We start from the raw sequence: 14,018 nt of genomic DNA on the forward strand, positions 1-14,018 counted from the left end.
TGTCGTTCGAAGAGCGGGTGCCGGCGGAACGGGGTTCCGTCGGTACGCAGTTGCATCTGGGCCGGCCGGCCACCAGCAGCCAGGCGGGCAGCGAGGCGAAGCGCAACACGGCGATGATCGAGGGTGAGGACACCAGCACCGCTGCCGTGAACAGGCTCACCCAGGCCCGGCGGGTGACGGCGAGGAGTGTGCCCAGTACGCCCATGGCGACACCGAGCGCCGGGTGAACGGCCGGTAAGAGGGCGTGCGCGCCCAGCCCCGAGGCGGCGCCGACGAACACCGCCGGGAAGATCCGTCCGCCCCGGAAGCCGCAGGACGCCGCGCCGAGCAGCGTGGCCAGTTTCACCACGGCCATCGGGGCGAACCCCGCCCGCCGACCAGCCGTCCGGATCACGCGCCGGCTCCGCGATCTCGTCCAGCCCCTTGAGGCGCGTCGGATGCCCTCTCAGGGCGCCCGGCAGCCCCAGGACGAGCCGGTCGGCCGGGAAGCGCCACCGTCGGGTGCCTGAGGCGCCGGAAGACGCCGTGGACCGGCTGGAAGGCGCAGGCCGCGCACCTACCGAGCGCCGCCGCCGGCGTGGCGATCACCAGCGCGGCCGGCAGATCGCCCCAGCCGGGTCGGCCCATCGGGGGCGGGTGCAGGTCGAAGCTCGGCTCCGCCACCAGGGTGGCCGTCAGGGCGCCCGCCCCGACGGCCACCAGCGGACCGAACACGTGGTCCCACACCAGCCCCTTCAGCTGCCGCCCGGCCGGCGCCTCGGAGAAGCTCGCGCCCACGCCCGCCACGAGAGCGGGCAGGATCAACGGCGGCAACGCGCGTGCCGGTGCCGCGGGGGCGGCGGGCGCCTGCTGCGTGGTGTCGTGAGCCACCGGCCCACCATAAGCGGACAAAAGGGGCGCTACATCTGGAACGGATTGCTCCGGAAATCGGACTTGCACCTCACGTCACGTGAGGCCCCACCGTGGAGTGCGTCACAAGAAAGGAGCGGACGAAGTGAGCTACTCCGTCGGACAGGTCGCGGGCTTCGCCGGCGTCACGGTGCGCACGCTGCACCATTACGACGACATCGGCCTGCTCGTCCCGAGCGAGCGCAGCCACGCGGGCCACCGGCGCTACAGCGACGCCGACCTCGACCGGCTGCAGCAGATCCTGTTCTACCGGGAGCTCGGCTTCCCGCTCGACGAGGTCGCCGCCCTGCTCGACGACCCGGCCGCGGACCCGCGCGCGCACCTGCGCCGCCAGCACGAGCTGCTGACCGCCCGGATCGAGAGGCTGCAGAAGATGGCGGCGGCCGTGGAGCACGCCATGGAGGCACGCACGATGGGCATCAACCTGACACCCGAGGAGAGGTTCGAGGTCTTCGGCGACAAGGACCCCGAGCAGTACGCGGAGGAGGCGGAACAGCGCTGGGGCGGCACGGAGGCGTACGCCGAGTCACAGCGCCGCGCGGCCACCTACACCAAGGAGGACTGGAAGCGACTGCAGGCCGAGGTCGACTCCTGGAGCGAGCGTTACGCCGCCCTGGTGGCCGCCGGTGAGCCGCCGGCCGGCGAGGCCGCGACGGACCTGGCCGAGGAACACCGGCAGCACATCAGCAGGTGGTTCTACGAGTGCCCGTACGAGATGCACCGCTGCCTCGGCGGCATGTACGTCTCCGACGAGCGCTTCAAGGCGTTCTACGACGCCATGCACCCCGGGCTCGCCGAGCACCTCAGGGACGCGATCGAGGCGAACGCGTCCCGCCGTAGCGCGTAGCGTCCTGGCCCGGGCGTCCTACTCCCGGGCCAGGACCACCGCGGTCCCGTACGCGCACACCTCGGTGCCCAGGTCCGCGGCCTCGGTCACGTCGAAGCGGAACATCAGCACCGCGTTGGCCCCACGCGCGCGTGCCTGCTCGACGAGCCGCTCCATGGCCTGGTTTCGGGTCTGCACCAGTGTCTTGGTGAGCCCCTTGAGTTCACCGCCGATCATCGACTTCAGTCCCGCGCCGATCTGGCTCCCCAGATGCCGGGAGCGCACCGTCAGGCCGAAGACCTCGCCGAGGACCTCCTGAACGCGGTGTCCGGGTACGTCGTTCGTCGTCACGACCAGCACGTCGGGCTGAGGGCCCTGACCGCCGCCGTATTCATCGATGCCCATAGCCCCACAGCTTCGTGCCAGTCGGCGCACAGTGCATCCTGGGGACACCCGTGGAACCTGGGGCGGACACCCTGCGTTGATAGCTTTGGGCGCCCGTACAAGGACGCTGTACCTTCCTCCACCCCTCAGGAGCCCGGAACCGTGACGACGCTTGCCCTCGGCCCGAGCTGGCTGGATCCGAACCACCTCCTGGACACGTTCGGCATCTGGGGTCTGCTCCTCATCGTCTTCGCGGAGTCGGGCCTGCTCATCGGCTTCTTCCTGCCGGGCGACTCGCTGCTGTTCACCACCGGCCTGCTGATCACGACCGACCAGCTGAACTTCCCGCTGTGGGCCGCCATCGCCCTGATCTGCGTCGCCGCGATCCTGGGCGACCAGGCGGGCTACATGTTCGGCAAGAAGGTCGGCCCCTCGCTCTTCAACCGGCCCGACTCCCGCCTCTTCAAGCAGGAGAACGTGGTCAAGGCCCACGAGTTCTTCGAGAAGTACGGCCCCAAGTCCCTGGTCCTGGCCCGCTTCGTACCCGTGGTGCGCACGTTCACGCCGATCATCGCCGGCGTCAGCGGCATGAAGTACCGCTCGTTCCTGACCTTCAACGTCATCGGAGGCGTCCTGTGGGGCGCCGGTGTCACCCTGCTCGGCTCCTGGCTCGGCAAGATCGACTTCGTCAACAAGAACATTGAGGCGATCCTCATCCTGATCGTCCTCATCTCGGTGATCCCGATCGTCATCGAGTTCCTGCGCGCCCGCTCCAAGGCCAGGAAGGACCCCGGGGCACCCGCTCCGGCCCGGCACCAGCAGGCCGCGCCCGTCATGGACGACGCGACGACCCAGCTGCGCCGCATCCCGCCGGCCGACGACCAGGGCTACCACCAGCAGTACCAGCAGCAGCCGCCGCCGCCGCGGCAGCAGCAGCCGCAGCCGTACGACCCGAACCAGCACTACGCCCAGCAGTACCCGCAGCAGACGTACCAGCAGGGCCAGTACGGCGACCAGCAGGGCCAGTACGGCGACCAGCAGAACCAGCAGTACCCGTACAACCAGGGTTACTGAAAGCGCCCCTCGGGGGGCGTGGGGCTGTGTCGACATGCGGGGCCGCCGCCCAGGCGCTCAGAATCCCCGGGTCCGTTTCGCAGCCCGCCGTCCCGCCGCTGAAGCCCCGCCGGGAATCCGCAGGAACAGCCGCGAGATCTCCGACCCGAGATTGACCCCGATGGCGATGGCCATGGCGAGGGACGCGGCCGTGGCCAAGGAGACCAGCCCCTTGTCGACCTCGTTCTGGGCGATCGACAACAGGCCGAAGTAGGTGGCGGAACCCGGCAGCAGGGGCCCGATCGCCGCAGTCGTGAACGGCAGCGCGGAAGCGAACCGGTACCGCGACAGCAGCTGCCCGAACAGGCCGACCAGCCCCGCCGCCACGGCCGTGGAGGCGACCGGCGAGATCCCGCCGGTGTAGTGCAGCGCGCCGTACACCGACCAGGCGACGCCACCGTTCAACGTCACCCACAGCACGGTGGACCGTTCCTGCTGCAACAGCACGGCGAACGTCAACGACAGAAGCATCGACGCACCGATCTGCCACCCGGGCCGCGGGTCGATGCTCAGGGCCACGTCGGGGTTGAGATTGGCCCCCAGGTTCACCCCGAAGTACAGGACCACGAGCACACCGACGACGATGCCGACGAACAGGTACATGACCTCCAGCAGCCGCGCCGACGCGGTGATGTAGAAGCCGGTCAGCCCGTCCTGGACGCCCGCCACCAGCGCCCGCCCCGGCAGCAGCGCGAACAGCCCACCGGTGATGACGGCGGACGCCTTGACGTCGGCGTGGGCGGCGGTCAGCGCGACCCCGATGGCCGCGGGCGGCATCGCGGCGACCGTGAACTGGTAGAACTCCGGCAGCCCGCGCCCCGCACACAGCCAGGCCAGCCGGTCGCCGAGCATCGCGCCCAGCATGGCCGCGAGGAACACGCTCACGTCACCGCCGACCAGCACGGAGGCGGCGCCCGCGAGCAGCCCGCCCGCCCCGGTCAGCACCCAGCCGGGGTAGGGATGCCGGTTGCGGCGGATCTCCGCGAGCCGCCGGTAGGCCTCCTCAAGCGAGAGGTGGGTCTCCGCGTCGCTGAGGTCGTCCACCAGGTGGAACACGGCCGCCAGCCGCGTGTAGTCGGTGGCCCGGCGCCGCACCGTCCTGGACGCCGACACGGGGTCGTCCACCAGGGACGGCTGGTACGAGATCGCCAGCAGTGTGAAGGTGACGTTCGGCTCACAGCGGTCCAGCCCGTAGGAGCGGCACACCGCGAACATCGCGGCCTCCACGTCCTCGGCGCCCTCACCGCCGGCCAGCAGCAACTCGCCGATACGCAGGGTCAGGTCGAGCACGCGCGGGACGGCCGGACCGCCCTCCTCCGCCTTCGGCACCGGCTCCGGCGCGGGCCGCTCGGCCACCGGCATCCGCAGCATCGTGCGCATCCGGTCCTGCCAGGGCAGGTCCTTGGTGAGGCTGACCACCGGTATGCCGGACGCCGGCGTGAACGCGGCCGGGGCGAGCCTGGAGCTGTAGGTGTTCGGCGTACTGAACGCGGAACCCTCGGCATCGGCGGCCGACGACTGCGGGACGTCCAGCCCGTCGGGGACGGCGAACTCGGACGTGGTCTCCGGTTCGGCGACGACCCTGGGGGCGGCGAAGCCCGCGGGAATGGCGAACTCGGATGTGATCTCGGGGTCGAACGTGCCTCTGACCTCGTCCGACTGCGGCTTGCGGTCCTCCGCCTCCGTCACTTGAGTAACGCTCCCTGTACGACGCGTGCAGCAACGCCCAGTATGCGCACAGAAAGTCGAGAAGGGGCGACGCGTAGCGTCTCGTTGAGGGGCGGTGGTCGGGCGACGGGCCGCACGCGTGCGCGTACGGCCCGGTGCACGACTCAGAGCTCAGTGGCCGCCCGTCTCCTTGAACCGCTTGTAGGAGCGCTCGATCTCGATCTCGGCGTCCGTACGGCCCACCCAGTTGGCGCCCTCGACGGACTTGCCCGGCTCCAGGTCCTTGTAGACCTCGAAGAAGTGCTGGATCTCCAGGCGGTCGAACTCCGACACGTGGTGGATGTCACGCAGGTGCTCCTGGCGCGGGTCCGTCGCCGGCACGCACAGCAGCTTGTCGTCGCCGCCGGCCTCGTCCGTCATCCGGAACATGCCGATCGCGCGGCACTTGATCAGGCAGCCGGGGAACGTCGGCTCGTCCAGGATGACCAGCGCGTCCAGCGGGTCACCGTCCTCGCCGAGGGTGTTCTCGACGAAGCCGTAGTCGGTCGGGTAGGCGGTCGAGGTGAAGAGTCGACGGTCCAGGCGGATCCGACCGGTCTCGTGGTCCACCTCGTACTTGTTCCGCGAACCCTTCGGGATCTCGATCGTGACGTCGAACTCCACCGGTGGCTCCTCCATGATCAACACATAGTTCTGATGGTTAAGTGTCCCTCACGCAGGTGTGTGATCGCGAAAGGGGCTGGTGGTCGTGCCTGAGCTGAGGCCTTGGCGGGCCGCGAGACCGCATGTGGCGCGGGCGGCGAACGCCGTCCGACCGCATCTGGCACGGGCCGCCGGGACCGTACGCCCGCAGCTCGAACGAGCCGCGAACGCCGTACGACCGGGCCTCGAACGGGCCGCGGCCGCGGCGAAACCGCAGCTCGCGCGGGCGTGGCCCGCACGGAAGCAGCTCAGCCGGAACACACGGACGAAGTCCGTGGGGACCTGGCAGTACACCGCGGGCGCCGCCACCGCCGGTGTGGCGCTGGCCGTCACCGTGGCGACCGCCGTCGGCCCCTGGGACTCCACCGGTCAGCGTACGGCCGAGGCGGACCGCGCAGTTGCCCTGGAACGAACGGGTGGCGGAGATCACGGCCGCAATTCCGATACGTCTGATTCATCCGGCACGGCGGCCGGGGCACCCCGATCCGCCCCCAGCGCCGCCTCCGTCCTGACCGGCCTGGGTGGCGCCACCAACGCCGTCAAGTCGGCCCCGACCGGTCCCGCCCTCTCCGACGTCCTGGGGCCGCTGCTGGGGAACACGGCGCTCGGCTCCCGCCACGCCGGCGCGGTCGTCGACATCGCCAGCGGCAAGCGCCTCTACGGCACCGGCGCCGACGAGGCCCTGACCCCCGCCTCCACCACCAAGATCGCCACCGCGGTCGCCGCCCTCTCGGCGATGGGCGCCGACCACCGCCTGACCACCCGCGCGGACCTGGAGCCCGACACCGGGGAACTCGTCCTGGTCGGCGGCGGCGACCCGACCCTGACGGCCCGCAAGACGGGCGGGGACACCTCCGGCCAGGGCGAAGCCGGGAGCGGAGAGGGCTGGGCGAGCCTCCGGGACCTGGCCGACAAAACGGCGAAGGCGCTGAAGAAGCGCGATGTGCGGTCGGTGACGCTCTCCTACGACACCACCCTGTTCGCGGGCCCCGCGCTGCACCCCATCGGCGTCGACGGCAACCTCGCGCCCGTGAGTGCCCTGATGGCCGACGAAGGCCGCATCAACGACTCGACGAGCGGCCCCGCCAAGCGCGTGACGGACCCGGCGGCGGACGCGGCCCGGAACTTCGCCACGTTCCTCGGGAAGCGCGGCATCACGACCACGTCCCCCGGCCCGTCCAAGGCGACGACCCGGGCCGAGAACCTCGCGACCGTCACCTCACCCCCGCTCTCGGCCCTGGTCGAGCGCATGCTGACCAACAGCGACAACGACATCGCCGAGGCCCTAGCCCGCCAGACGGCCGTCGCGACGGGGAAGCCCGCGAGCTTCGCCGGCGGTGCGTCCGCGATCGCCGGCGCTCTGAAGAGGCTCGAACTCCCCCTCAAGGGCGCCGAGTTCCACGACGGCAGCGGCCTCAACCGGGACGACAGACTGACGGCCGACCTGCTCACGGCCCTGCTGGTGAAGGCGGGCGATCCCTCCCACCCCGAACTCCGGCCGGTCCTGACGGGCCTTCCGGTGGCCGGCTTCACCGGCACCCTGACCACCCGCTACGCCGACGGCGCGGCAGGAGTCGTACGGGCGAAGACGGGCACCCTGACGGGTGTGAACACGCTGGCGGGAACGGTGGTCGACCAGGACGGCCGCCTGCTGGCGTTCGCGTTCCTGGCGACGGACACGACCAGTGCGGGGGCGGCCCAGTCCGCGTTGGACAGAACGGCCACCGCTCTGGCGGCGTGCGGCTGCGGGTGACCGCCGCGGGAAGTCGCCCCGCCGACCGACGCAGGCCGCAGTCGACCTCTGCGGCCTGCCCCAAGTGGGAACGCTCACGTACCGTTGACGCATGACGAGCATCGGTGGTGCCGAGATGGTCGACTGGAATCTCGCGGTCGCGACCGCGACCCGGCTCGTGCGGCCGGGCCCCGACGTGAGCCGCGACGAGGCCCGGGCCGTCGTCGCGGAACTGCGCAGGCATGCCAAGTCCGCGGAGGGACACGTCCGGGGCTTCACCCGTATGGGCACGGAGGAGACCCACGACACCCCGGTCCTCGTCGTCGACCGCCCCGGCTGGGTCCGGGCGAACGTCGCCGGCTTCCGGGAAATCCTCAAGCCGCTTCTGGACAAGATGCAGGAACGGCGCGGCAACACCCCCGGCGGCGCGGTCCTCGGCGCCGTCGGTGGCAAGGTCACCGGCGTCGAACTGGGAATGCTGCTGTCGTTCCTGGCCTCCCGGGTCCTCGGCCAGTACGAGACCTTCGCCCCCGCCACCCGCGAACTCCCCGCCGGGGAGAAAGGCGGCGGCCGGCTGCTCCTCGTCGCCCCGAACATCGTGCACGTGGAGCGTGAACTCGACGTCGAGCCTCACGACTTCCGCCTGTGGGTCTGCCTGCACGAGGAGACGCACCGCACGCAGTTCAGCGCGGTGCCCTGGCTGCGCGACCACCTGGAGGGCGAAATCCAGTCTTTCTTGGGGGAGACCGACGTCGACCCCATGACCGTCCTGGAGCGCATCCGCGAAGCCGCCCAGTCCCTCGCCGGCGGACGCCCCGAGGCCGAGGAGGACGACGGCGGGCGCTCCTTCGTGGAGATCGTGCAGACCCCGGCGCAGCGGGAGATCCTCGGACGCCTCACGGCCGTGATGTCGCTCCTGGAGGGCCACGCCGACTTCGTGATGGACGGCGTCGGTCCGGATGTCGTGCCGAGCGTCGCCGAAATCCGCGAGAAGTTCCAGCAGCGCCGGGCGAAGGGTGCCTCGCGACTGGACACGGCCCTGCGCAAGCTGCTGGGCCTGGACGCCAAACTCAGGCAGTACCGCGACGGCGAGCGTTTCGTACGGGCGGTCGTGGACGAGGTGGGCATGGACGGCTTCAACCGCGTGTGGACGTCCCCGAACACCCTCCCGACGAAGTCGGAGATCGCCAAACCGGCGGACTGGGTCGCGCGGGTGCACCGCAAGCCCGAGTCGTGAACGCCGTAGGCGAGTGGTGAACGCCGTAGGAAGGTCGTGAAACGAATCCGGCCGACGGCAGGCGAACGCCCCTCAGATCACCCGTCCGAGGGACCGTGAGCGATGGGTAGGCGTGCGATGCTCGGGGAACGCCCCGGTTCTGTCACCATCTACACACTCTGAGTGACCGACCCCGGGCTCACCCCCCGACAACTTCATGAAGGGAACCGGACATGGGTCCCCATCCTGCGGTCGCGGCGATACGCCTGGCGGTCCGCCACGTCCTGCACGACCTCCTCAACGACCAAAAGACGACCTCCAGGGCCCCCGGGCTCGTCGAGCAGACCCCGCACGAGCGCCGGCCCTCGCCGCTCGTGCTCGTGGCGTGCTCCGGCGGCGCCGACTCCATGGCCCTCGCCTCCGCCCTCGCGTTCGAGGCACCCAAACTCGGCATCCGCGCCGGCGGCGTCACCGTCGACCACGGCCTGCAGCCCGGCTCCGACCTGCGAGCCGAGGAAGTCGGACTGCGGCTGCGCCAACTCGGCCTCGACCCGGTCGACTCCGTCGCCGTGACCGTCGGCCGCGCAGGGGGGCCCGAAGCCGCCGCGCGTGACGCCCGGTACGCCGCCCTCGACGCCGCGGCCCTGCGTCACGGCGCCACCGCGGTCCTGCTCGGCCACACCCGCGACGACCAGGCCGAGACCGTCCTGCTCGGCCTCGCCCGCGGCTCCGGCATCCGCTCCCTGTCCGGAATGGCCGCGGTCTCGGGGGCCGACGGCCGTTACCGGCGCCCCTTCCTCCAGCTCGACCGGCAGACCGCCCGCAAGGCCTGCATGGTCCAGTCGCTCCCCGTCTGGGACGACCCCCACAACGCGGATCCCGCGTACACCCGCTCCCGGCTGCGCCACGAAGGCCTGCCCGCCCTGGAGAAGGCGCTCGGCAAGGGAGTCGTGGAGGCTCTCGCCCGCACCGCCCAGCTCTCCCGCGACGACGCCGACGCCCTCGACGCATGGGCCGGCCAGGCCGATGCCACTGTGCGCGACGCCACAGGGCTGCTGGAGTGCGCCAAGCTCTTCGCCCTGCCGCCCGCCGTGCGCCGTCGCATCCTGCGCAGGGCCGCCATCCAGGCCGGGGCGCCCGCCGGTTCGCTGTTCGCCCGTCACATCGAGGAAGTCGACCGGCTGATCACCGGCTGGCGCGGCCAGGGAGCCATCAATCTCCCGGGCAAAGTCGTCGCGCAGCGCCAGGGTGGCAGACTGGTGATTCGGCAAGGCTGAAACCTTGCCCCCTTCGGGGGGTGCTGGGCGGCCGGTGGGACGACCGAAAGTGATGCGGGTGGACGCGAAAGACATGGGCACCGACCTCAAAGAGGTGCTCATCACCAAGGAAGAGATCGACGCGAAGCTGGCAGAGCTCGCCGCGAAGATCGACGCGGAGTACGCGGGCAAGGACCTGCTCATCGTCGGTGTGCTCAAGGGCGCCGTGATGGTCATGGCCGACCTCGCCCGGGCGCTGTCCACCCCCGTCACCATGGACTGGATGGCCGTGTCGTCGTACGGCGCGGGCACCCAGTCCTCCGGTGTGGTGCGGATCCTCAAGGACCTCGACACCGACATCAAGGGCAGGCACGTCCTGATCGTCGAGGACATCATCGACTCCGGCCTGACGCTGTCCTGGCTGCTGTCCAACCTCGGCTCCCGCGAGCCGGAGTCGCTCAAGGTGTGCACGCTGCTGCGCAAGCCGGACGCCGCCAAGGTCGCGATCGAGGTGGAGTGGGTCGGCTTCGACATCCCGAACGAGTTCGTCGTGGGTTACGGCCTCGACTACGCCGAGAAGTACCGCAACCTCCCGTTCGTCGGTACGCTCGCGCCCCACGTCTACGGCGGCTGAGCCAGCAGTGCCTTCTTTGTAGGACGATCGGGAACCCCAGCAGGTTTCGCGCCGTTGGAGCATGCAGACGGGTTTGGCAGCCGTCCCGTGCGGCTGCGGGCCACAATGCTGGGGTACCGTCAGAAGAACTGTCTTATCAAACTCACTATGGCAGGAGGGACGGGGCGACACCGCTCCGTATGGATGGACGTGAAGCGATACTTCCGTGGGCCGGTCATGTGGATCGTGCTGGCCGTCCTTGCCGTGGTCGTGTTGATGCAGGTCGTCGGCTCGTCCGGCGGCTACAAGACGGTGGACACCGGCCAGGTCGTGGCAGCGATCAATGACAACAAGGTCGAATCAGCCAAGCTGACCACCGGCGACGAGCAGACCGTCAAGGTCCAGCTCAAGAACGGTGTAAAGGTCGAGGGCAGCTCGAAGATCCAGGCGAGCTACATCGGCGATCAGGGCGTGACCATCGCCAACACGCTGCAGACCAAATACCAGGACAAGCAGATCCCGGACGGCTACACCGTTTCGCCGTCGAAGCAGAACCCCTTCCTGGGCATCCTGCTCTCCCTGCTCCCCTTCGTCCTCATCGTGGTCGTCTTCCTGTTCCTGATGAATCAGATGCAGGGCGGCGGCTCCCGGGTCATGAACTTCGGCAAGTCGAAGGCCAAGCTCATCACCAAGGACACTCCCAAGACGACGTTCTCGGACGTCGCGGGCTGTGACGAGGCCGTCGAGGAGCTCCACGAGATCAAGGAGTTCCTGCAGGAACCGGCGAAGTTCCAGGCCGTCGGTGCCAAGATCCCCAAGGGCGTGCTCCTCTACGGCCGTCCCGGTACCGGCAAGACGCTGCTCGCGCGCGCCGTGGCCGGCGAGGCCGGGGTGCCCTTCTACTCGATCTCCGGTTCCGACTTCGTCGAGATGTTCGTCGGTGTCGGTGCCTCCCGAGTCCGTGACCTGTTCGAGCAGGCCAAGGCGAACGCTCCGGCGATCGTCTTCGTCGACGAGATCGATGCGGTCGGCCGCCACCGCGGTGCCGGCCTCGGCGGTGGTCACGACGAGCGCGAGCAGACGCTGAACCAGCTGCTCGTCGAGATGGACGGCTTCGACGTCAAGGGCGGTGTGATTCTCATCGCCGCCACGAACCGTCCGGACATCCTCGACCCGGCGCTGCTGCGTCCCGGACGCTTCGACCGCCAGATCGCGGTCGACCCGCCGGACCTGCAGGGCCGTCTGGAGATCCTCAAGGTTCACCAGAAGGGCAAGCCGGTCGCCCAGGACGTCGACCTCGCGGCCGTCGCCCGTCGTACCCCCGGCTTCACCGGCGCCGACCTGAGCAACGTCCTCAACGAGGCCGCGCTGCTCACGGCGCGCAGCGACAAGAAGCTGATCGACAACCTCAGCCTGGACGAGGCGATCGACCGCGTGGTGGCGGGCCCGCAGAAGCGGACCCGGATCATGTCGGACAAGGAGAAGAAGATCACCGCGTACCACGAGGGCGGACACGCCCTGGTCGCGGCGGCTTCCCCCAACTCCGACCCGGTCCACAAGATCACGATCCTGTCGCGCGGCCGGGCCCTCGGTTACACCATGGTCCTGCCGGACGAGGACAAGTACTCCACGACCCGCAACGAGATGCTGGACCAGCTGGCCTACATGCTGGGCGGCCGTGCGGCCGAGGAGCTCGTCTTCCACGACCCGACGACGGGCGCTGCGAACGACATCGAGAAGGCCACCACCACGGCCCGCGCGATGGTCACGCAGTACGGCATGACCGAGCGTCTCGGTGCCATCAAGTTCGGTGGCGACAACAGCGAGCCGTTCCTGGGCCGGGAGATGTCGCACCCGCGTGACTACTCGGAAGAGGTCGCCGCGCTGGTCGACGAAGAGGTCAAGAAGCTCATCGAGACGGCGCACAACGAGGCCTGGGAGATCCTGGTCGAGAACCGCGACGTCCTAGACCAGTTGGTCCTCCAGTTGCTGGAGAAGGAGACGCTGAACAAGGAGCAGATCGCTGAGGTCTTCGCTCCCATCGTCAAGCGTCCCCCGCGGCCGGCCTGGACCGGTTCCTCCCGCCGCACGCCGTCCACCCGTCCGCCGGTGCTCTCCCCCAAGGAGCTCGCACTGACGAACGGTGCCAACGGCGCGACCCCGGCGATCACCACCGCCAAGGCCACCGCTGCGGAGTCCGCTCCGGTGACCGAGTCGGCCCCGGAGGATCGTCCGGAGAGCTGACCACCGCTCTCCCGGCGGCCTCGTCAGGCCCGGAATGACTGCCGCGCCCCCCAGGTTCTAGCCTGGGGGGCGCGGCACTTCCGTATGTCCGCAGATGAGGCGCGTGGCCCACACGTGTGACCCGCACAGGAACGAGGCACCACATGACCGACCCCGTGACGCTCGACGGCGAGGGTTCGATCGGCGATTTCGACGAGAAGCGCGCCGAAAACGCCGTACGCGAACTGCTGATCGCGGTCGGCGAGGATCCCGACCGGGAGGGACTCAGGGAGACGCCGGCGCGGGTGGCGCGGGCCTACCGGGAGATCTTCGCGGGGCTGTGGCAGAAGCCCGAGGACGTGCTGACGACGACGTTCGATCTGGGGCACGACGAGATGGTGCTCGTGAAGGACATCGAGGTCCTGAGCTCCTGTGAGCATCATCTGGTGCCGTTCGTCGGTGTCGCCCACGTCGGTTACATCCCGTCCGTCGACGGCAAGATCACGGGCCTGTCGAAGCTGGCCCGGCTCGTGGACGTGTTCGCCCGCCGGCCTCAGGTGCAGGAACGTCTCACCACGCAGATCGCCGACTCCCTGATGGAGATTCTGGAGCCGCGTGGCGTGATCGTCGTCGTCGAGTGCGAGCACATGTGCATGTCGATGCGGGGCGTCCGCAAGCCCGGGGCCAAGACCATAACGTCGGCGGTGCGCGGCCAGCTGCGTGATCCGGCCACCCGCAACGAGGCGATGAGCCTGATCATGGCGCGCTGACGCCGGGCGGGCGAGTTGGACGGCGGGGCCCGGTGGAGCCCGGTGGGGCCCGCCTCAGGCCGTCGTCGCCGCCCCGTTGTTGTTCTCGTCGTCCTCCGGGAGCCGGCACACGCGCTCCAGGAAGATGGCCGCCACTATGACCGCGATGCCCGCCACTACCGCGAAGCCGGCGTAGATCGCCTGGTCGCGGCGGGCGGGGATGTCGAGGAGCTCCAGGAGGAAGACGCCCGTACCGCCGTACATACCGGCGACGAGGGCGGCCACCAGGGCGCTGGCCTGGCCGAAGACGACCGCACGGGCCGCCATCATGGGGTCGACGCCCTTGGCCTCGGGGCGGCGCTCGCGCTGGGCCTTGAAGCGGGCCCGAAGCGAGAACGCGGTGGCCAGCAGGACCACCGCGATCAGGGCGAGGACGATGGGGGCGGCCAGGGGGACGCTGGGGAGGGTCCCGATCGAGTTCCAGAGGCGGGCCCCCGCCCAGGACAGGATTCCGGCCACGATGAACACGCCTGCCAGCACCCTGATGCGCAGCTCTCTCACGGTGTCTTTTCAGCTCCCCCAGGTCCTGCGGACCGTCCGTCCCGCAAACAGTGGTCGTCCTGACCT

12 protein-coding genes and 1 pseudogene are annotated in these 14,018 nt (G+C 69.9%); 8 read left to right on the forward strand and 5 right to left on the reverse strand.

Features of this window, described 5'->3' with window-relative positions; translation table 11 throughout:
* Positions 1–23: 23 nt before the first annotated feature.
* Positions 24–765: pseudogene (locus ACYUED_RS25180) on the reverse strand (chloride channel protein); the annotation flags it as partial.
* Between the two features lie 229 nt (positions 766–994).
* On the opposite strand from ACYUED_RS25180, the gene ACYUED_RS25185 reads away from it, so the two are divergent.
* Complete coding sequence (locus ACYUED_RS25185; RefSeq protein WP_491285265.1) at positions 995–1,756, forward strand: MerR family transcriptional regulator; 762 nt, start codon at positions 995–997, stop codon at positions 1,754–1,756.
* Positions 1,757–1,774: 18 nt separating this feature from the next.
* Here ACYUED_RS25185 and ACYUED_RS25190 read toward each other — a convergent pair whose 3' ends face one another.
* On the reverse strand, positions 1,775–2,140 hold the full coding sequence (locus ACYUED_RS25190; RefSeq protein WP_266518943.1) for a YbjQ family protein: 366 nt from the start codon (positions 2,138–2,140) through the stop codon (positions 1,775–1,777).
* A 141-nt stretch (positions 2,141–2,281) separates the two neighbouring features.
* Here ACYUED_RS25190 and ACYUED_RS25195 point away from each other — a divergent pair, with 141 nt between their 5' ends.
* On the forward strand, positions 2,282–3,193 hold the full coding sequence (locus tag ACYUED_RS25195; protein ID WP_491285267.1) for a DedA family protein: 912 nt from the start codon (positions 2,282–2,284) through the stop codon (positions 3,191–3,193).
* 57 nt (positions 3,194–3,250) lie between these two features.
* Here the strand turns inward: ACYUED_RS25195 and ACYUED_RS25200 are convergent, their stop codons facing one another.
* Positions 3,251–4,921: a threonine/serine exporter family protein gene (locus tag ACYUED_RS25200; protein WP_491285269.1), complete on the reverse strand. Its 1,671-nt coding sequence runs from the start codon at positions 4,919–4,921 to the stop codon at positions 3,251–3,253.
* A 150-nt stretch (positions 4,922–5,071) separates the two neighbouring features.
* Complete coding sequence (locus ACYUED_RS25205; protein ID WP_266518949.1) at positions 5,072–5,563, reverse strand: inorganic diphosphatase; 492 nt, start codon at positions 5,561–5,563, stop codon at positions 5,072–5,074.
* Positions 5,564–5,642: 79 nt separating this feature from the next.
* On the opposite strand from ACYUED_RS25205, the gene dacB reads away from it, so the two are divergent.
* From dacB to folE, 6 genes are all read left to right on the forward strand, one after another.
* Positions 5,643–7,355: a D-alanyl-D-alanine carboxypeptidase/D-alanyl-D-alanine endopeptidase gene (gene dacB, locus ACYUED_RS25210; protein WP_491285271.1), complete on the forward strand. Its 1,713-nt coding sequence runs from the start codon at positions 5,643–5,645 to the stop codon at positions 7,353–7,355.
* 91 nt (positions 7,356–7,446) lie between these two features.
* Positions 7,447–8,571 carry a zinc-dependent metalloprotease gene (locus tag ACYUED_RS25215; RefSeq protein ID WP_491285273.1) on the forward strand — a complete coding sequence of 375 codons (1,125 nt, stop codon included), beginning with the start codon at positions 7,447–7,449 and terminating at the stop codon, positions 8,569–8,571.
* A gap of 212 nt (positions 8,572–8,783) precedes the next feature.
* Positions 8,784–9,827, forward strand: coding sequence for a tRNA lysidine(34) synthetase TilS (gene tilS / locus ACYUED_RS25220; protein ID WP_491285275.1), 1,044 nt, complete (start codon positions 8,784–8,786; stop codon positions 9,825–9,827).
* A 52-nt stretch (positions 9,828–9,879) separates the two neighbouring features.
* Positions 9,880–10,440: a hypoxanthine phosphoribosyltransferase gene (hpt, locus tag ACYUED_RS25225; RefSeq protein ID WP_491294426.1), complete on the forward strand. Its 561-nt coding sequence runs from the start codon at positions 9,880–9,882 to the stop codon at positions 10,438–10,440.
* 183 nt (positions 10,441–10,623) lie between these two features.
* Positions 10,624–12,663: an ATP-dependent zinc metalloprotease FtsH gene (ftsH, locus tag ACYUED_RS25230; protein ID WP_491285277.1), complete on the forward strand. Its 2,040-nt coding sequence runs from the start codon at positions 10,624–10,626 to the stop codon at positions 12,661–12,663.
* Positions 12,664–12,806: 143 nt separating this feature from the next.
* Positions 12,807–13,412, forward strand: coding sequence for a GTP cyclohydrolase I FolE (gene folE / locus ACYUED_RS25235; RefSeq protein ID WP_491285279.1), 606 nt, complete (start codon positions 12,807–12,809; stop codon positions 13,410–13,412).
* Positions 13,413–13,466: 54 nt separating this feature from the next.
* On the opposite strand, the gene ACYUED_RS25240 is transcribed toward folE, so the two are convergent.
* Positions 13,467–13,952, reverse strand: coding sequence for a DUF3180 domain-containing protein (locus tag ACYUED_RS25240; protein ID WP_266518964.1), 486 nt, complete (start codon positions 13,950–13,952; stop codon positions 13,467–13,469).
* Positions 13,953–14,018: the final 66 nt, after the last annotated feature.

It is taken from the genome of Streptomyces sp. DF42, from assembly GCF_058267695.1.